15 protein-coding genes are annotated in these 18,556 nt (G+C 63.4%); 9 read left to right on the top strand and 6 right to left on the bottom strand.

Annotated elements, in window-relative coordinates:
• The first annotated feature begins 50 nt into the window (after positions 1-50).
• From ACX80C_RS09460 to ACX80C_RS09445, 4 genes are all read left to right on the top strand, one after another.
• Complete coding sequence (locus tag ACX80C_RS09460) at positions 51-1,616, top strand: nucleobase:cation symporter-2 family protein (protein ID WP_459326217.1); 1,566 nt, start codon at positions 51-53, stop codon at positions 1,614-1,616.
• Positions 1,617-1,773: 157 nt separating this feature from the next.
• A complete protein-coding gene (locus tag ACX80C_RS09455; protein ID WP_459326216.1) occupies positions 1,774-3,120 on the top strand; it encodes an 8-oxoguanine deaminase in 1,347 nt (448 codons plus the stop codon).
• Between the two features lie 117 nt (positions 3,121-3,237).
• Positions 3,238-3,957 (top strand): Type 1 glutamine amidotransferase-like domain-containing protein, encoded by a 720-nt coding sequence (locus ACX80C_RS09450; protein ID WP_459326215.1) that lies wholly within the window; start codon positions 3,238-3,240, stop codon positions 3,955-3,957.
• A 287-nt stretch (positions 3,958-4,244) separates the two neighbouring features.
• Positions 4,245-5,414: an ATP-grasp domain-containing protein gene (locus ACX80C_RS09445; RefSeq protein WP_459326214.1), complete on the top strand. Its 1,170-nt coding sequence runs from the start codon at positions 4,245-4,247 to the stop codon at positions 5,412-5,414.
• Positions 5,415-5,449: 35 nt separating this feature from the next.
• Here the strand turns inward: ACX80C_RS09445 and murJ are convergent, their stop codons facing one another.
• The gene (gene murJ / locus ACX80C_RS09440) at positions 5,450-6,982 is read right to left on the bottom strand and encodes a murein biosynthesis integral membrane protein MurJ (protein WP_459326213.1); all 1,533 of its coding nucleotides are present in this window, start codon (positions 6,980-6,982) and stop codon (positions 5,450-5,452) included.
• 141 nt (positions 6,983-7,123) lie between these two features.
• On the opposite strand from murJ, the gene ACX80C_RS09435 reads away from it, so the two are divergent.
• Complete coding sequence (locus tag ACX80C_RS09435) at positions 7,124-7,489, top strand: VOC family protein (RefSeq protein ID WP_459326212.1); 366 nt, start codon at positions 7,124-7,126, stop codon at positions 7,487-7,489.
• A gap of 76 nt (positions 7,490-7,565) precedes the next feature.
• On the opposite strand, the gene ACX80C_RS09430 is transcribed toward ACX80C_RS09435, so the two are convergent.
• On the bottom strand, positions 7,566-10,271 hold the full coding sequence (locus ACX80C_RS09430) for a discoidin domain-containing protein (RefSeq protein ID WP_459326211.1): 2,706 nt from the start codon (positions 10,269-10,271) through the stop codon (positions 7,566-7,568).
• Between the two features lie 289 nt (positions 10,272-10,560).
• Between ACX80C_RS09430 and ACX80C_RS09425 the strand changes: the two genes are divergently transcribed.
• The gene (locus tag ACX80C_RS09425) at positions 10,561-11,739 is read left to right on the top strand and encodes an ROK family transcriptional regulator (RefSeq protein ID WP_459326210.1); all 1,179 of its coding nucleotides are present in this window, start codon (positions 10,561-10,563) and stop codon (positions 11,737-11,739) included.
• Here ACX80C_RS09425 and ACX80C_RS09420 read toward each other — a convergent pair.
• From ACX80C_RS09420 to ACX80C_RS09410, 3 genes are all read right to left on the bottom strand, one after another.
• The gene (locus ACX80C_RS09420) at positions 11,729-12,322 is read right to left on the bottom strand and encodes a DinB family protein (protein WP_459326209.1); all 594 of its coding nucleotides are present in this window, start codon (positions 12,320-12,322) and stop codon (positions 11,729-11,731) included. The two genes, ACX80C_RS09425 and ACX80C_RS09420, sit on opposite strands and share 11 nt — an antisense overlap.
• A gap of 117 nt (positions 12,323-12,439) precedes the next feature.
• On the bottom strand, positions 12,440-13,306 hold the full coding sequence (locus tag ACX80C_RS09415) for an NPCBM/NEW2 domain-containing protein (RefSeq protein WP_459326208.1): 867 nt from the start codon (positions 13,304-13,306) through the stop codon (positions 12,440-12,442).
• 23 nt (positions 13,307-13,329) lie between these two features.
• A complete protein-coding gene (locus ACX80C_RS09410) occupies positions 13,330-14,715 on the bottom strand; it encodes a Gfo/Idh/MocA family protein (protein ID WP_459326207.1) in 1,386 nt (461 codons plus the stop codon).
• A 210-nt stretch (positions 14,716-14,925) separates the two neighbouring features.
• Here ACX80C_RS09410 and ACX80C_RS09405 point away from each other — a divergent pair, with 210 nt between their 5' ends.
• Positions 14,926-15,567 (top strand): hypothetical protein, encoded by a 642-nt coding sequence (locus ACX80C_RS09405; RefSeq protein ID WP_459326206.1) that lies wholly within the window; start codon positions 14,926-14,928, stop codon positions 15,565-15,567.
• Positions 15,568-15,625: 58 nt separating this feature from the next.
• Positions 15,626-16,180 (top strand): hypothetical protein, encoded by a 555-nt coding sequence (locus ACX80C_RS09400; protein WP_459326205.1) that lies wholly within the window; start codon positions 15,626-15,628, stop codon positions 16,178-16,180.
• On the opposite strand, the gene ACX80C_RS09395 is transcribed toward ACX80C_RS09400, so the two are convergent.
• On the bottom strand, positions 16,177-16,938 hold the full coding sequence (locus ACX80C_RS09395) for an IclR family transcriptional regulator (protein ID WP_459326204.1): 762 nt from the start codon (positions 16,936-16,938) through the stop codon (positions 16,177-16,179). The two genes, ACX80C_RS09400 and ACX80C_RS09395, sit on opposite strands and share 4 nt — an antisense overlap.
• Positions 16,939-17,131: 193 nt before the next feature.
• Between ACX80C_RS09395 and ACX80C_RS09390 the strand changes: the two genes are divergently transcribed.
• Positions 17,132-18,547 (top strand): malic enzyme-like NAD(P)-binding protein, encoded by a 1,416-nt coding sequence (locus ACX80C_RS09390; protein WP_459326203.1) that lies wholly within the window; start codon positions 17,132-17,134, stop codon positions 18,545-18,547.
• Positions 18,548-18,556 lie beyond the last annotated feature (9 nt).

Here is an 18,556-nt window from a genome sequence, read left to right as displayed (position 1 = left end):
CGTGTCCGGCCGCTCAGCAACTACTCATGTGAGACAAGGAAGTCATACTCATGAAAGCAGCCAGTTCCATGAAACACCATGCAGCGCCCCAACGCCCGGAAGATGAACGCCTGCCCTTGGGCCGCACCTTCGCATACGGGTTCCAGCACGTCCTGACCATGTACGGCGGGATCATTGCCGTTCCGCTGATCGTCGGCACAGCGGCGGGACTTTCGCAGGACGATATCGCCGTCCTCATCGCGTCCTGCCTCTTCGTCGGCGGCGCGGCGACCATCCTGCAGAGTTACGGCGTCAAGTTCTTCGGCTCCCAGCTACCACTCGTTCAGGGTGTCTCCTTCGCCGGCGTCGCAACGATGACCGCCATCCTCAGCGGCGGCGGAGGCCTCCAGACCGTCTTCGGGGCGGTCCTCGTGGCGTCGCTGATCGGTCTTGTCATTGCACCGTTCTTTGCAAAGATCATCAAGTTCTTCCCGCCGGTTGTCACCGGCGTCATCATCACCACCATCGGCCTCACCCTCATGCCGGTGGCCGCCAACTGGGCCATGGGCGGGAACCCGGCGGCCGAGAATTACGGCAGCCTGACCAACATCGGGCTCGCCGCGGGAACCCTCGCGCTGGTGCTGCTGCTGAGCAAGCTCGGAAACGCGGCGATCTCCCGGCTGTCCATCCTGCTGGCGATCGTTGCCGGTACGGTCGTGGCAGCCCTGCTTGGACTGGCGGACTTCTCGAACGTGGGCAGCGGTGCAATCTTCGCCTTCCCGCAGCCGTTCGCCTTCGGCTGGCCGGTCTTCGACCTCGCGGCAATCATCTCGATGACCATCGTGATCCTGGTCTGCATGACGGAGACCACGGCGGACATCCTCGCGGTCGGCGAAATCGCCAAAACCAAGGTGAACTCCCGCCGCATCGCCGACGGTCTGCGCGCCGACATGCTATCCAGCGCGCTTGCCCCGGTCTTCAACTCCTTCGCCCAGACAGCGTTCGCCCAGAACGTCGGCCTGGTCGCCATCACGGGCGTCCGAAGCCGCTACGTGGTGACGGCGGGCGGTCTCATCATGGTGGTGCTCGGCCTCCTGCCGATCCTCGGACGCCTGGTTGCAGCGGTTCCGACGCCGGTGCTCGGGGGTGCGGGCATAGTCCTCTTCGGGACGGTGGCCGCCAGCGGTATCCGCACCCTCGCCAAGGTGGATTACCAGGACAACATGAACCTGGTGATCGTCGCGGTGTCCCTCGCCTTCGGCATGATCCCCGTCGTCGCGCCGACTTTCTACGACGAGTTCCCCAGCTGGTTCGGCGTCATCTTCCACTCCGGCATCAGCTCCGCGGCCATCATGGCGGTGCTGTTGAACCTCCTCTTCAACCACTTGAAGGCAGGCAACCCGGACCGTGCTTCCGTTTTCGTGGCCAGCCCTCCACGCATGGTGCGCCAGGACGAGCTCACCGCCCTCCAGGACGGTGACAGCTACCAGGGCGGCAAGCTGGTTGCAGCCGACGGCACCGAAGTACCCGTGGTGACCGCCGCCCAGTACCAGGTAGTCAAGGAGAAGCTGGACAACGGCGAGATCGAGTGCGCGGAAGACATCCGCAAAATCTGTGACGGAGACACCAAGCACTAACTAGTTCGTCCTTACCTACCTGCGCACTCGGGTAGGTAAGGATTCCACCCTGGATCAGCAGACAGGACCACTGAGCTGACGGCACCAACCGCCGTCGTCGGTGGTCCTGTGCCGTTTCACCTACCTCCATGGAAAGAAACAGAACGGAAATCCGACAATGACACGCATCTGGATCCGCGAACCGCTGGCCATCTTCACCGCGAACGACGACGACGCCGGCGGCGGGCTTGTCCTCGACGGCGCCACGATCGTGGAGCTCGTTCCCGCCGGCTCCACACCCGCTGTCCCGTACGACTCCGTGTTCGACGCACGCTCACACGTGGTGCTGCCCGGCCTGATCAACACGCATCACCACTTCTATCAAACCCTCACCCGTGCCTGGGCGCCCGTGGTGAACGTTCCGCTGTTCCCCTGGCTGGTCAATCTCTACCCTGTGTGGGCGCGGTTGACCCCGCGCGATCTTGAACTGGCGACGACGGCGGCGCTCGCCGAGCTCCTCCTCTCCGGTTGCACCACAGCCGCTGACCACCACTACCTCTTCCCGGGAGGCATGGAGGAGTCCATCGACGTTCAGGTGTCAGTGGTGCGGCGGCTGGGGATGCGGGCGATGCTCACGCGCGGTTCGATGTCACTGGGAGAGGACGACGGCGGCCTGCCGCCCCGGCACACGGTGCAGGAGGCCGAGGTGATCCTGGCGGACAGCGAACGGCTGATCACCCGATACCACGAGCGGGGCGACGGCGCCCAGGTGCAGATCGCGCTGGCACCGTGTTCACCCTTCTCGGTCACCACGGAGATAATGAAGGAGAGCTCTGCGCTGGCCGACCTGCACGACGTGCGGCTGCACACCCATCTCGCCGAGACGCTGGATGAGGAGGACTTCTGCCGGGAGCGTTTCGGTCTGCGGACGGTGGATTACCTGGACAGCGTCGGTTGGTTGGGCCCACGGACGTGGCTGGCGCACGGGATCCACTTCGACGATTCCGAGGTGGCCAGGCTGGGAGAGGCGGGCGTCGGCGTGGCCCATTGTCCGACGTCGAACATGCGGTTGGCGTCCGGGATCTGCCGGGCCGTCGAGCTGGAGGAAGCCGGCGTCTCGGTGGGATTGGGGGTGGACGGTTCGGCGTCGAACGATGCCTCGAACCTGATCCTCGAAGCACGGCAGGCCCTCTACATCCAGCGGCTGCGCTATGGAGCGGAGCAGGCGACACCGGAACGCGCCCTGGGCTGGGCAACCCGGGGGTCAGCGGCCGCGCTGGGGCGCTCCGACGTCGGGGAGCTCGCTGTAGGGAAGCAGGCCGACCTCGCGATGTTCCGCCTCGATGACCTGCGTTTCTCCGGGAGCCATGATCCGCTGTCCGCGCTGCTGCTCTGCGGTGCCGACCGCGCCGACCGTGTGATGGTCGGCGGGCGATGGCGGGTGGAGGACGGCGCCGTCGTCGGGCTGGACCTGGAGGGGTTGATTGCCGAGCACAGCGCCGCCGCGCGCCGGCTGGTTGGGTGAGAGCCTCCCACGGAGGCTGCCCGTAGGTTCAGGACTGCCGGTTCTAACCGGCAGGTCCAAACCTCCGGGCAGTTTCTCTGATCAGTTGCCGGTGCAGTGGAGCTGTAAGTTGGCGAGGTGAGCATTTTCTTGGTGGGCGGCGGACCTGACACTACGACGGACGAGGCGGTTTACGAGTCGTTCCTCGAAGAGGCACGGGGTTGTGCCGGGTTGAAGGACCGCACCCCGCGGGTTGCGGTGGTGCTCTTCGACCACGAAGGCAGCGGCCCCCACTTCCTTCCCGTCTACGGGGAGCCGCTGCACGGGTGCGAGGTTCTGCCCGTCTATGCCCGGCATCAGGAGCGCGTGGCGCCGACAGTCTTCGCTGACGTCGACGGCATCGTGGTCGGTGGTGGCCCCACGCCGGAATACCACACGGCGCTCAGCGATGTCGCCAAAGCGATCCGGTCAGCGGTGCGGGAAGGAACGCCCTATCTGGGGTTCTCTGCAGGTGCGATGATCGCCGCTGAGAAGGCAGTGATTGGCGGGTACCGGCTCGACGGGGTGGCTGTTTGTCCCGCAGAGTGGTCCGAAGGACTCGACGAAGTGACGCTTCAGTCTGGACTTGGACTCGTGCCCTTCACCGTTGACGTGCACTGCGCACAGGCGGGCACTTTGAGCCGGGCAGTTGCGGCGGTCGAGTCAGGTGAAGCTGTCCTTGTCTATGCCATTGATGAAAATACTGCGCTGGTGACCGACGCGACGGGCAACTCGGATCCCCTTGTGCTCGGCGACGGGCGACTCTGGTGCGTGAGGGCCGCCGGCTCGGGCGGAGCTTCGGTCCGTTCCATCGGCTGAAAGGCGGCCAAAAAGGTGTGCGCCTCGAGCCAGGGTACCGTCCCGGGAATCTGCCTGTTCTGCAGTCGTTGCCCATGCGTTGCCTGCAGTGCAGGCGCGCCCGAAAAAGACATCCAGGTTCCGCACTCCCTTGCGCGCCGCCGCCCCTGTAAGGTGCCTGTGAATACCCCCGGCGAACGGCATAGAGAACCGACGACCCGCCGTGGTGCGTTTATCATCTGTTTCTCATCTGCCCTTCCTAAGCTTGAACAAGACCCGATTCCCGCCCGAAGGACGTTGAAGGCCTCGTGAACGCGCAGCCCAGGATCAATGAAGAACTGGACAAACCGCCTCGCGCGCTGATTGTCAGTACAGCGCGGGACCGCGGTGCACTTGCGGCCGCGCGTTCACTCCAGCAGGACGGCTGGGTGGTGGGGGTAGGTACGCCGGAGGGTAAAGGCATGCTCTGCACATCGCGCGCGGTCTCCTTCTCCCATGTTGTACCCCGTCCGCGCGGTGACGCCGCAGAATTCGTCAAGGGCGTGCAGCGGGCGGTGCAGGCGGGCGGTTACGACGTCGTTTTCGGTGGCGGCGATGACTGGATGGCGGCACTGGCCACCTACCGCGACCACATCCCCACACCCGTTGCACATCCCTCTGCCGAAGCCGTCCAGCGCGCGCTCGACAAGGTGACCCTCGCAGAAAGCGCGGCACACGTAGGGCTCGCTGCGCCGCTCACGATCCCCGCAACGCCGGATGCGATCGCCGATTGGGAGGGCCCGGTAGTCGTGAAGTCCCGTGCCCACTGGTGCCCGGGACAGACCCGCCCCCACCGCATCGAGGCCCGCCTGTTCGACAGCATCGCAAGCGCCAAGGAACGTATCAACCACATGGAGCAGCTCGGCGCGGAACCGCTGCTGCAGGAACCGATCCGGGGCCGGCTCGGCGCAATGATCGGGCTGTTCCGGAACGGCAAGCTCGAGGGAAGGGTCCAGCAGAGCACGCCCCGGCTTTGGCCCACTCCCAACGGGGCTTCCGCGCGGGCGGAGACCGTCGCCGTCGACCCCGTCCTGGCCCGCAGGGTGGACGCGCTGCTGTCCCATATCGGCTGGTGGGGTCTGGTGGAACTGCAGTTCCTGACCGACGACGACGGCGTCCCCCACCTCATCGACTTCAATGGCCGCTTCTTCGGCTCGATTGCGCTCACGAACGCCGCGAGGCCGGGGCTGGCAAATGCGTGGGGGAGGCTGGTGCTCGGCGAAAAAGTCCCCTCGCTCACCGATGCTCCCGCAGGCGTTCGTTACGTCTGGGCAGCGGGTGACCTGCGGCGGGCCCGGGTTGAGCGGCGCGGCGGCCTGCTTGCCGACGTCGTCGACACCATGCGCTGGGCAAGCCGCGCCCATCACAGCGTGTGGGACGTCCGTGACCCCGGCCCTACCTGGCACCTGGTGACCTCGAGGTTCAGCAAGCCGGAGTAGCAGCAGCCGAACCAATCAGGGCGGAATCGAGGCGATTACCGGCGTCGTGCCGCGCGGATCATGTCGAGGGGCACGCTCCGTTCGGGCGCGCGCAGCGCGATCAGCCCAAGCGCATAGGCCCCGCACACCGCAACCGCGACGACGGCGCACGTCAGCAGCGCCGGCCCGTCCACCACGTCCACCAGCAGAAGCCCTACGCCGGCGGCGATAGCCGCCAGAACCGCGGCGCGCAGCAGGAGGGCGACGGCGGTGCGCAGGTCCACGCCGTCGTGCCTGCGATGGAGCAGCCACGCGTTGGCAAGAGCGGCTGTAACCAGCGATGCGCTGGTTGCCAATGCGATGCCCGCCACGCCCATGATGGGTGCGAGAAGGATGTCGCCCACGATGTTGACGATCATCGCGACCACGGCGACGACGACGGGCGCTTTGGAGTCGCCGAGGGCATAGGACGTACTCACCACCACCTGCCTGAAACCCAACGCGAGCAGCGCCGGGGCGTACCAGGCGACGGCCGTGGCGGTGTCCTCGATGTCCTCCCGCGAGAATGCGCCGCGACCGAACGCCACTTCAACGAGGGGGACCGCGGCAATGGCCAGCACAACGCACAGCGGTACGAGGATGGTCACCGTCACGGACAGGCCGCGGTTCACCAGGCGCTTCAGCTCGGGAAGATTGCCCACGGACGCGCTGATCGCAGGGTAGAGCGGCACGAGTAGCGATGCGATGAGAAGCTGCTCAGGAAGATTGACCAGCCGCCACCCGTAGGACAGCGCGGTGATGGCGCCCTCCTCAAGGGTGGAGCCGACCGCACGGTCCACGAGGGTGTTGATGTTGCCGATCGCGCTGCCAACGAGCATCGGGGGAACCAGGACGGCAATCTCGCGGAAACCGGGGTCCTTCAGCGCCAGGCGCGGCCGGACGCGGGTGCCGATGCTGCGCAGCGGCGGCAACTGCAGGAGCAGCCGGGCCGCGGAACCCACCACGAAACCGACGGCGAGGGCGCTGACCCCGTACTGCGGACCGAACAGCCCGGCAGCCGCGATCATGATGAGGTTGAAAGGCACGCCCTGCAGGGAAGCCCAGGCGAAGCGGCCATGGGACTGCGCGAGGGCGGCGAGCAGATCGGTGCCGGCGACCAGCACGGTGGCGATGAGGATGATGCGGGTGAGCATCGTGACCGTGGCCGCTTCACCGGCGTCGAAACCCGGCGCGATGAGGGACGTCACCGGTGCGGCGAAAATGCCCATGATGACCGATCCCACGCCGAGAATCAGCATGGTGACGGTGAAAGCGACGTTGAACCCGGTGTGGCCTCTACACCCGTTCTCCTCAGTGGTTGCCTCGCGGGCGACCACCGGAGTAGCCGAGCGCGCCATCGCGTAAGCAACCAGGCCGAGCACGATATTCATGAGGCCCTGAGCCACAAGATAGGCATCGAGCTGGGCTCCGGCGCCGAAGATCGCCGCAATGACGACGTCGCGCAGGAAGCCGAGGAGCGTGGACACCGCCGTCAGTCCGGTGACAAGCACGGCAGCCCGGGAGATTGATCTACCTCCGGGCCTGGCCACGAGTCCGACGCCCTCCTCTCTGTGCTGTGTCGCTGAGCCCGTCGGCCAGCGTTGACAGAATACATGCACCTCTTTCCAGCGGCCGCAGGTTGGCGTAAGACTTGTGTGCGCACAAGGCCATCCAAAAGATCGGAGTCCCAATTGAAACTGCAGCTTTCAGCAACCGTCCTCGATTCACCCGATGCCCGCGCGCTCGCCGACTTTTACCGGCAACTGCTCGGCTGGGAGGCGAAGTTCGCGGAGGATGACTGGGCGATGCTCAAGGCGCCCGACGGCGGTGCGGCGCTGTCTTTCCAGACGGAACCGCAGTATGTGCGCCCGGTGTGGCCGGCAGGTGATGGAGACCATCCGATGATGATGCATCTGGACATCTACGTTGACGACCTGGATGCCGCCGGCAGTCATGCCGTCGGGCTGGGAGCGGAGCTCGCGGAGTTTCAGCCGCAGGAGGGTGTCCGGGTGTACCTTGACCCGGCCGGACATCCGTTCTGTCTGTTCCGTGACTGAACTCTGACCAAAAGAGCGGCGGCGGAACCCCTGTGTAGAGGGGTTCCGCCGCCGTTGATTGTTTTTTGCTGTGGTGTTACGGCTTGGCGGGTCCACCCTTCTTGACCACATGGTCCCAGCCGATGAGCTCCCCGCCGGCGTCGGTTAGCGACACCTTCTTGGCTCCCGGTTTCAGATCGGCCGACAACTGGAACGTGATTCCAGCGTCCGCGTCCGAGAGGAGCCAGCCGACCGGAGATTCGTCAACGTAGACGAAGTGCCAGGCGTCTGTCGTGGGTGCGGTGAAGGCAATGTCCTCACCAGCGCTCATGGGACCGCGAGGGGTACCGAAGTCAGCCCGGTTGGCGCCGTTCAGGGCGCCTTTCGCTGGTGCCGGCGGGGTGAAACCTGGCTCCTGCACGGTCAGGGCAGTGTTCCGGACTTCCAGTTCATACAGGGAGAGATAGATACCAAGGGTGGAGGCATGTACGTCCACGCGGACGTGGCGGGCGGTCACCGGGTCAAACTCGATGATGTCGGTGCGCGCTCCGGCAGCCTTACCGGTTTGGGTGGAGACGACGGTCCAGTCGGTGCCGTCATCCGAGACGGATACCGTGTAGTCCTTGGCTGAAGCAGCCTCCCACTTCAGGGTTACCTGGTTGAACGCCTTCCCGGTGCCGAGGTCTGTGGCGATCCATCGCTGACCGTTGTAGTTGGCGGACCACCGGGTGGAGGAGCTGCCGTCCACAGCCAGTGCAGCGGGGAAGCCGGCGGCTTCCACACCCGATGCCGTCGCGGTTGAGCCGAGAGCAAGGTTCTCCGGGCCTAGAACGCTGACGCTCCACGCTCCGACGCCGGTACCGGCCGCATCGACCGGTGTGAGACCCGTCAGCTTCACGTAGCGGGCTTCCCGGGTGTTGAACGTGACCTGATCCGGGCCGGCGCCGTCGACGTCGTGCTGTGTCACCTTGTTCCAGATCGCGCCGTCGAGCGAGGTCTCGACTCCGTATCCGGCAGGAGCATTCTGTGCCCATTCACCGTGCACGCCGCCGATCTTGGCAACTTCCCCCAGATCGATCGTCACGTCCGTTGCACCCCGTGTGCCGGATTCCCACCTGGTCAGAGACTTACCATCGGTAAGGTTCGACGCCGGGTAGCCCGCAGCCGAAGCTGTCGCGCTCACAGCAGCACCACCTGAGATCTCGCCAGGAACGGCGGAGCCCCCCTCGCTGTTGATCAGGTGCAGCCTTGGTCCCATGCCGATCGTCTCAACCGTGCCGGTGAATTGAGCATAGGTGCGTTCGGGATCCACCGCGGACCAGGACTTTTGAGCAATTGTGGGGAAGCTCAACTCGACTAGCCCGTGGACGTCCATCTGTGTGTAGTCCTCATGCACGAGGTCATTCCAGACGGCGAACTGCGCACCGAGAACGGAGGAGGGATCCACGGTCTGGCCACCGCCTTCATTGGGCGTCCAGGTTTGGTACAGCGACTGATTGTTCAGGCCGTTGCCGTGGTAGTAATCGGCGAAGGGAACCACGTACAGAGTGGCGTCATTGGTGTTGATGAACTTCACGCCGTCAGCTTCGGCGGTATCCAAGCCGTACCAGCTGTTGTTCCAAGAGTTGATGATCACGTCTTTGTCGTAGCCTTCGATGCCGCCGCTCATGACACTTGCGCTTCCCCAGGCCACCGGCTGCTTGCCAAGCCCACGGATGTGCTCGGCCATCGTGTTGTAGAAGTTGCGGTAGACATCGCTGTGTTCGCGGGTGTACTCGTCCGCGCCAAAGTGCACTTCCGGACCGCGGAACCATGGCGTGAACTCGCTGAAGATGTCCTTTACGGTTTCGATGGTTTCAGGCTTGCTGAGGTCCAGCATGTCCGAGTTGCCGCCATTGAGCCCGATCTCCGGCTTCCAGTTGATGATGGCTGCGGAGTGGGCGGGGACGTCAATCTCCGGGACGATGTTGATGCCGCGGGTCGCCGCCGTCTCCTCAAAGCTGTCCCAGTCAGCGCGATCGTAGGCTCCGTCCGTTGACGCCAGCCCTGCGAACTCCGGATTGTCGGTTTTGAGCCGGAAGCCCGTGTAGGCCTTCGTGAAGTCCTCGTTCTCGGGAAAGATCTCGTTGTCATTCAGGTGGATCTGGAACCGGTTGAGCTTGTAGTAGCTCATCATCTTGATGTAGTCGCGAATAAACTCCGGCGTGAAGAACCGGCGTCCGACGTCGAGCATGAAACCGCGCTCTTCATAATCCGGCCAGTCCACAGCGTTGCCCACGGGAACAACGTTGCGACCTTCTGACTGCACCAGGATCTGCAGGAGGCTGCGAGTGCCGTAGTAGACACCGGTTTCGGTGGGTGCGCTGATTGTGACATCGGTGTCGGTGGTTAACCGGTAGCCTTCTTCGGCGTACCGCTCACCGCCAGGTGAATGCAGGTCCTCAGGTGTGAGGTCGAGTGAGATGTCACCGGCTGCGCTCTCGCCCGACACGACGGCCAGATCCAGGCCGGTCATCTCCGACAGGTCGCCGGCGAACTCCTCACCGATCTGCTCGAGGCCGGCCTCGACGACAATGCGGCTTTCGTTAGAGAGCTTGAGGTCTCCGGTGCCGCCGGTCCATTCGTGGAGGGAGGGGACTACAACGGGCTTCGCGTTCACTGAATCGGCGGGTTCATTAGCGCTTGCCGGAGCAATGGAGCCGAGGCTTCCGACCATAACGGCCGCTGCGGTTGCGGTAGTGACCCACCGCCGAATGCCGCCCGCTGAAGGGCGTGCGGACTGAATGGGTATGGGATGGATCATGTGAACTCCATTATTGACTCGTGTGGATGGCCTTTGTCCTGTGACACAACTAACTCGTCACTCCATAGTGGCCATTGTGCGGAGGACAGTCAACCATTTTTCTGATTATTCGTGACGTAAACAGGAAAATTAAGTGCAAGTATGAGCAGGTGCGGGTGGGTTCTCACGCGATTCTGGACGAACGAGTACTGTGGTCCTATTCCTGACTATGTCCCGTGAGCCAATGAAGCATGACGGCCGGCACATCGGCTCCAGGGCAGCAAGGTCCATCATCCGGGAGGTGTGAGCTATGTCCGTGATATCTCCGGACCTTCAACCTGAAGGTGCCCAGCTTCTCGAGCGCACCTATGCCGTCCAGCGGGAGATCCGCAAAGCCCATCGCGTCATGGCGTTTCAGCAGATCGTGGACCAGGAGGGTTATGCAACTCGCGCGAAGATTGCCCGGAACACAGGACTCAATCCTTCCACGGTGTCGACAATCCTCAAGGAACTGATTGACGACGGCTTGGTACTTGACGGTGAGCAGGCTGAAAGCACCGGCGGCAAACCGGCCACTACGTTGAAGGTCGATCGTTCGGTCCACGGCATCCTCACCGTTTCGGTCCGGCCGCGGCGCTTCCGTGCGGCGCTGTTCACGCTCGGTGGCGAAGTTGAGTCGACCGAAGCCAGGGAATTCGACCGAAACGTCGCTCCGGAAGACCTCGTGCACTTTGTGTCAGCCTTCATTTCGAACACCGACCGGAAGATCGGTGTGGTCGGTCTTCAGGTCCCGGGCGCCCAGGATGAAGGGACAGTCCTGGAAAGTGTCCAGCTGGACTGGCACAACGTTCCATTGGCGTCTCTGATCGAGACCGCTACCGGGGTGTCGACTTTTGTTGTCAACGATGCGGATGCTGAAGCGATGGTTGAGGGTGCTCACCACCCGAATGCCGCATCGACCTTGTACTTCGTGCACATGGGGGGCGGTCTGGGTGCGGCAATCATCTCCCGCGGCTTGCTGTTGAGCGGACTCTCCGGCCGGGCGGGCGAGATTGGCCATGTCAGAGTCGATTACGAAGCATCGGAACCAGCCTGCCTGTGCGGGGTTGCCGGTTGCCTTGAGTCAGTCGCCTCCATGCGCGCAATGCTCGGCCCCGCTTACTCCGAGGAACTGACCAGTGATGAGATTACCGCGTTGGCTGCGGACCCTTCCGCAGCCGAGCGTCTTGGATCCGGGGCTGTTGCCCTGGCAAGGGCGCTGCGCTTGATATGCGCTGCGCTCGATATTCAGCAGGTAGTTCTGGGAGGAGACGCTCCACGATTGGGGTCGGCCTTCCTCGCCGCCGTGCAGAAGGAACTGCACGCCAATCCCGCGATGGCGGCGCGCACACCCAGTGTTGTATATGCGCATCCGCCGCGGGAAGCCTTCGGTGTTGCCCAGTATGCGCTCAACCGTGCGTTCGGCGTGCAGTGGTCCTTTAGCCGGTAGGAGGAGTGGAGGTGGCCCGACGGGCGGCAGTCTCCACGCGTTCCCAGTGCTCCGCCCAGTCCGCGGCACTGCGCTGGGGCATGTTCAGATCTTCCGGGCCGCGTCCGGTAGCGCCGTCGAGCAGTTCACGCAAAATGTCCGCGTGGCCAAGGTGCTGGGCAGTCTCCACGCACATATGAACGAGAATTTGCTGAAGCGTCACCCGGCGTCGTTCTTCTGACCACCACGGCACCTCGCCGACGGCGTCGAGTGGTAAGGCTCGGATCGTTGCATCCGTGTGGGCCGCCGAGAAGTGGTGCAGTTCGATGATGTCTTCACGGGTTTCCTCGGCGGTGAGCCAGAGATCGGCCTCGGGGGCGGCGTCGTCGTCGAACCAGGGCAGGTCTCGCCCACTCGGACGGCCGAATACCTCGCCGAAATACCCCAACTCGACGCTCGCGACGTGCTTGACCAGCCCCAGCAGGTTGGTGCCGGTGGGTGTGAGGGGGCGACGGGCGTCGTAATCGCTCAGGCCGTCAAGTTTGGCGAGCAGATCCTCACGGCGGCGGCGCAGGTAGCGGTGCAGAACCTCTTTGTCATCCATGTGGGCACTCTACTGGGTGGCTCTGACACGGGCATCGCGACGATCAATCACCGTTTGGACCTGAACGCGACTGCGCCCCTGCAGAGCGAGGCTCCACAGGGGCACAGAAGGGTGAATCTAGCCGGCGCAGGTGAACTTCGCGTCGGCCCAATCGGCGTGGTCGTAGTTGATGCCGTCGCCGCCGTCGTCGACCGAGAGTGTCACGTAGGTGGCTCCGGAGATGTCGACGTCGATTGTTGCCGTCTCGGTAGTTGCCCCCATCACCGGAGTCTTGACGAGTTCCTTGTCATCGGCGAGGACAGAGAAGACAACAGACCCCAGCGTGGCCTGGTAATCGTCCACGCCCACCTTGGCGGTGAAGGAGGTGCACTTGCCGCCCGTGTAGTAACGGATGTCGCTCGCGGCATGTACGCCCAGGCCCTTTTCGAACGTCTGTCCATTCAGCTTGATGGCACTCCCGCTGTTCGAAATGTCCTGCCCGATAGAGCCGTAGCCGTTGGTCGCTTCGAGCCAGTCAAAGTCGCTGGCAAAGACGGTGCCGGTCGGGACCGTAGGCGGCGTTCCGGATTGCTGCGTACGTTCTACGCTTGCTGTTCCGGCTCCGTCGCCACCCTCATACGTGACGGTTGCGGAGAAGAGACGCTCAAGGAAAGCATCCCGCTGCTCAGGGACTCGGATCTGGAAGGTGACCTCAGCGGAACCGCCCGGCCGGATGGCCTTGACCTTCTGGGTGTCGGGGTAGACAGTCCAGTTGATCGGACCGGAGAAGGTGACGTCGCCCTTCTTCACCGGTTCTCCGGTTCCATTGGTGATTGTCACGGTGACATCTTCGATGGACGGGCCGTCCAGGTTCACCTCGGAGATGGTGAGTTCGACGCCGTCGGCCTCTGCCTGTACGTCGGTCTGGGCGTTCGCCGTGAAAGGAACGAGCGCGAGGGTGAAGGCGAAGAGAACCGCCAGAAGGGTGCGAGTGATTTTTTTCATGAAGATCTGTTGTCCTTTCCGGTTTAGGCCACGGGTGGCATGTCAGATTCGCGGGAATCGAGGCCGAGCCGAAGCTTGGCCCATTCACCGCGTGTGAAGTCAGGCACCTCAACAGGTGCGCCGCCCTTGGCCAGCGACATGACGCTCAGCGGAACGGGTGCGCACCACGCTGCCGAGTCGTAGACGTCGATGTCGGGAACCAGTCCGGCGCGCATGGTCTGCACGGTTCGCCACTGCAGAAGGTAATCGATGCCGCCATGTCCCGAGTTGGCGGCGTCCTCGCCCACCTTCTTCCAGATCCAGTGGTCGAACTCGTCACGGTACGGGCCCCATTGTGCCCAGGAGTGCCCGCTGTGGTCCGGTTCCAGATAGACGCGGGCGTTGTAGTCCTCGAAGATACCGCGGCTTCCAGCGATCGAGTTGATCCGGGAGTACGGGCGCGGCGAGCTCACGTCGTGTTCGGCACGGATCACGCGTCCGCGGTCGGTGTTGATCAGGCAGGTGACAAGGTCACCGTTGATGTATTCCTCCTGCCAGGAAGGGTGGTCCTTGGGCACGTACCGGGCACGGTAGTCAGCCAGGCCCTTCGCCTCGGTAGCTGTTGCCTGCAGCGTGGTGAGCCGGTCGCCACGGTTGATGTCCATGGCCGCCGCGATGGGTGCCAGGCCATGCATGGGATAGAAGCTTGCCGTGCTGCGGGTGTGCCACTTGCGGCGCCACGCGTCCGTGTAATACGTATCGGAGAACAGTAGGGAACGCAGGTCATGCAGGTACCCGCCATGGCCGTTGGTGATCTCACCGAACATGCCTTCGTGGGCCATCTTCAGCATGGCCAGTTCATTGCGGCCGTAGCTGCAGTTCTCCGCGAGCATGAGGTGCTTGCCCGTGCGCTCCGAGGTGTCCACCAGGTCCCACAGCTCATCCAGCTCCGTGGCGATGGGAAGCTCAACGGATACATGCTTGCCGGCTTCCAGAGCAGCCTTGCCCTGCTCGTAGTGGAACTCCCAGGGGGTGGCAATGTAGACAAGGTCGACATCGTCCCGGTTGAGTACTTCCTTATAGGAGTCAGCCGAGCCGCCAACCTCTACCGGGCGGGGTTTGCCATCGGCCTCCAACCGGTCTGCAGTGCGCTTTGCGCGATCAGCCCGGATATCACACACAACGGTTACCACTGCGCCCGGGACGGCGCTCCAGCCGGACGCCATGCCTCCGCCACGGTTGCCGAGGCCGATCAGACCGATTCGAACCGTCTCGTGCACTTCGAACGGCACGTTAGCCATTGATTTCTGCGACTTGGGCCGCTTTCCGGGGCCCCTTGCGAAGGCGGACTGCGCGGTGGCGGCGATGACACCACCCGCGAGTGCTCCCCCAAGCACCATTCGTCGAGAAGCGTCGGGTAGTTCAACCATGTTCATTTCCCTTTCAGAAGCGTCAGCACTTTGAGGGAACGACGCCTCATCGCACTGTTAGGTACCTCACAACCCCACCCGACTAGGCCGAGAATGTCAAGACTCGATCGATAAAAGACGCTTATAATCACATTCGATCACTTTTCGCCTTATTCGACGGCGTTAGGATGGATAGGCGAACCAGTCAGCTAATTGTGGGGGTAGCGGAGCATGGGGAACGACGAAGCCTTGACCGACCCGCACAACCGGTGGGTGATGGCGGCCCACTACAGCGCAGAGGTGAAAGATCTCGGACTGGGACGGGCGCTGCGAAGCTACTATCTGCTGTGGTTCCCAATTGGTTTTGCAGTCCTGCTACCGCTCGGCATTCTGCTTGACTTCCTGGTCTTTCCTGATCCGCCCGGACATGCTTCGTTGCGCCCTGGCATCTACCTGGCGACGCTCGCTCTGATGATCGGGACGATGGTCTATCAGGTGAAGCGGGTCAGGACCTCGGTCAACCTGTACGAGCCCTATGTGCTCGCACTCCTTGAGCGTCCTCAACGACGGAGCCTGAGGCGCCAGATTTCTGGCAGGGAACCGATGATGCGCGAGCAGCTTTGCGTTGCCCGGGCGGGGGCGGCTCAACAGCGCGTGAGGTCTGCCGAGCAACTCGTTTTCCTGGCGCCCTTGTTGTTGCTCTTCCTGGGGACGCAACAGCTCACCACCACGTTCTGGCTATGGACGGCCGTGGTGGTGGTGCTGGCCCTTCTCATCGGCGAAGGTTTCCACCTTCGCCGATTCATCCTGTCCGGACGTTTCCTGGAGCGAACTGCCTCCAGCACAAGAGGGGTTTTGTATGAGAGCCGATAATAGTGCCGTTGCGGATCCGTGGAACCGGTGGCCTGCTGCTGAGCATTACAGTGCGGACGTGAAGGATCTGGGCTTGGGCCGGGCCCTGCGAAACTATTACCTGATCTGGTGGCCGATCAGTGTAGCTGTCCTGCTTCCTTTGACTATCTTGTTCACCTCGATGCTTGTACCTGCTCAGGGGATGACTGACACATTTCATTCTGCGCTGCTGATCACGGCTATGGCCGTCGCGGTCGTGTCCTGGATCTACCTCGTGAAACGCGTCTATACAGTCGTGACGCCCTATGATCCGGACGTGCTTACGCTTTTGGACCGCCCCCAGCGCAGGTCCGTGCGGCGCCAAATCTTCGGCAGGATGCCGCTTCACCCCGAGCAGTCGCGAGTCGCCCGAGCGGTAGCAGTTCAGCTGCGTAAGAAACTCGCGGAACAGCTCATCTTCTCGGGATTTACCATGCTGATCGTCATTGGCTCACTGCGGCCCACCGAGCCGTTCTGGGTGTGGATGTTCGCTGCGCTTATCGTCGTTCTTCTTGCCGTCATCAGCTGGGAACTGCGCCGCTTCGTTCTCACCGGGCGTTTCCTAAAAAGGACAACGCCAGGCAAAGAAGGCTAGCTCGCCAGGTTGAGGTCATCCGAAATTGCCTGTGCCGCGGAACGCAGCAACGGCACGGCCTTGTCCGCGAACCCCTCATCGACACGCGATACCGGCCCGGAGACTGAGATCGCCGTTGGCGTCGGAGCATTCGGCACGGCCATGGCGAAGCAGCGGACGCCGAGTTCCTGCTCCTGCTCGTCAATTGAGTAACCGCGCTCGCGGATGCGTTCCAGCTCTTCCAGCAGCTGATCGACGGAGCTGATGCTCTTTTCCGTGGGGGTCGGCATGCCGGCCCGGGTCACGATGGTGCGCACGGCGTCGTTATCCAGTTGCGCAAGGATGGCCTTCCCGACGCCGGTGTCATGGGTGTGTGCGCGACGGCCCACCTCCGTGAACATCCGCATTGAGTGCGGTGAGGGCACCTGCGCGATGTAGACCACCATGTCCGAGTCCAGCACCGCCATGTTGGAGGTCTCGCCCAGCCGGTCCACCAGCATCTTGAGTTGAGGCCGCGCCAGCGCGCCGAGCTGCTTGTTGGCGCCTTCACCCAGGCGGATCAGGCGGGGGCCAAGCGCATAACGGCGGTTGGGCAACTGTCGGGCATAGCCCTTCATAACCAGCGTCCGCAGCAGCCGGTGGATGGTAGGCAGCGGGAGATCCGTGGAGGAGGAGAGCTCGCTGAGCGTCACTTCTCCGCCGGCGTCGGTGATGAGTTCCAACAGCTCGAACACGCGCTCAACGGACTGGACGCCGCCTGCTGCGACTTTCTCGGCCATCTGGATCCCCTTTTTACGTTGTGTGTGTTCGCGCGGCGCCAGTGCAGCCGTAGCGGTCTCTTAACGATACCGCAATTCCATCAGACGGAAACTATCGACCAACCGAGCTTGTAATTCCATCTGACAGATAATAATATCCATAATACGGAAGAAGCAGGATGGCCGCGCAAGGCCCAATCAGTGAGGATCATCAATGGCGAGTCCCAGCCCCGGCTACTCAATCACCCTCCGCGTCCAGGCGCCGTCGAGCTTCACCGCTACCGCCGAGCTCGCTGCCGCGGTTGGCTCTACGGGAGCCTCTATTACCGCGCTGGACGTCACCGAATCACACCACGACAGCATCGTCGTGGACGTAAGCTGCAATACCACCGACGCCGCCCACGGTGAGCAGGTTCGGGATGCACTGAACGCGCTCGACGGCGTTCACGTCAAGAACCTGAGCGACCGCACGTTCCTCATGCACCTCGGCGGTAAGCTCGAAATCGTCCCCAAAGTTGCCCTCCGCAACCGCGACGATCTCTCCCGCGCCTACACTCCCGGCGTCGCCCGCGTCTGTCTTGCCATTGCGGAGAACCCCGACGACGCCCGCCGCCTCACGGTCAAGCGCAACACCATCGCCGTGGTCACCGACGGCTCGGCCGTGCTCGGCCTCGGCAACATCGGCCCGGCCGCAGCGCTTCCGGTCATGGAGGGCAAGGCCGCGTTGTTCAAGCAGTTCGCCAATGTGGACGCCTGGCCGGTCTGCCTGGATACCCAGGACACCGAGGAGATCATCAGCATCGTCAAGGCGCTCGCGCCGGTTTACGGTGGCGTGAACCTTGAGGACATCGCAGCTCCGCGCTGCTTCGAGATCGAGAACAGGCTGCGCGAAGAGCTCGATATTCCGGTATTCCATGATGATCAGCACGGCACTGCGATCGTGACCCTCGCGGCGCTCAACAATGCGCTGCGCGTAGTGGACAAGCAGATCGAGAACGTGCGGATCGTCGTCTCGGGTGTGGGTGCCGCCGGCTCTGCAATCATCCAGCTGCTGCAGGCGCAGGGTGCCAAGAACATCGTCGCGTGTGACCGCAAGGGCGCAATCCACAGCGGCCAGAACCACACCGATGAGCACCGGCGGTGGATTGCCGAGAACACCAATCAGGGTGCCTTCGCCGGATCGCTGCACGAGGCGTTGGCCGGTGCGGACGTCTTCATCGGCGTAAGCGGACCGAATATCCTCGGCGAGGACCAGGTGGCGTCCATGGCGGAGAACGCGATCGTCTTCGCCATGGCTAACCCGGACCCGGAAATCGACCCGGTCATCGCCGCCCGTCACGCGGCCGTCGTCGCCACCGGACGCAGCGACTTCCCCAACCAGATCAACAACGTCCTCGCCTTCCCCGGCTTCTTCCGTGGACTGCTCGACGCCGGTGCCTCCGACATCACGCCGGACATGCTGGTTGCCGCAGCTGATGCAATCGCTGCGCGGGTGGACGATGATGAACTTAACGCCAGCTTCATCATCCCGAGCGTTTTCGACCCGCACGTCGCTGGCGATGTCGCCGCAGCCGTCGCAGCGGCAGCGGCACCGGCTGCGGAACATTCAGCTTCAGTATCAGCAGAGTAGGAGCAGGAC

This window comes from Arthrobacter tecti (assembly GCF_054511355.1).
This window is presented reverse-complemented; position numbering and strand designations above follow the sequence as displayed.

Excerpts from the sequence above, each read along its gene's own strand:
- ACX80C_RS09460 (WP_459326217.1), top strand. The coding sequence starts at position 51 with ATGAAAGCAGCCAGTTCCATGAAACACCATGCAGCGCCCCAACGCCCG.
- ACX80C_RS09455 (WP_459326216.1), top strand. The coding sequence starts at position 1,774 with ATGACACGCATCTGGATCCGCGAACCGCTGGCCATCTTCACCGCGAAC.
- ACX80C_RS09430 (WP_459326211.1), bottom strand. The coding sequence starts at position 10,271 with ATGATCCATCCCATACCCATTCAGTCCGCACGCCCTTCAGCGGGCGGC.
- ACX80C_RS09425 (WP_459326210.1), top strand. The coding sequence starts at position 10,561 with ATGTCCGTGATATCTCCGGACCTTCAACCTGAAGGTGCCCAGCTTCTC.
- ACX80C_RS09420 (WP_459326209.1), bottom strand. The coding sequence starts at position 12,322 with ATGGATGACAAAGAGGTTCTGCACCGCTACCTGCGCCGCCGCCGTGAG.
- ACX80C_RS09415 (WP_459326208.1), bottom strand. The coding sequence starts at position 13,306 with ATGAAAAAAATCACTCGCACCCTTCTGGCGGTTCTCTTCGCCTTCACC.
- ACX80C_RS09410 (WP_459326207.1), bottom strand. The coding sequence starts at position 14,715 with ATGGTTGAACTACCCGACGCTTCTCGACGAATGGTGCTTGGGGGAGCA.
- ACX80C_RS09405 (WP_459326206.1), top strand. The coding sequence starts at position 14,926 with ATGGGGAACGACGAAGCCTTGACCGACCCGCACAACCGGTGGGTGATG.
- ACX80C_RS09395 (WP_459326204.1), bottom strand. The coding sequence starts at position 16,938 with ATGGCCGAGAAAGTCGCAGCAGGCGGCGTCCAGTCCGTTGAGCGCGTG.
- ACX80C_RS09390 (WP_459326203.1), top strand. The coding sequence starts at position 17,132 with ATGGCGAGTCCCAGCCCCGGCTACTCAATCACCCTCCGCGTCCAGGCG.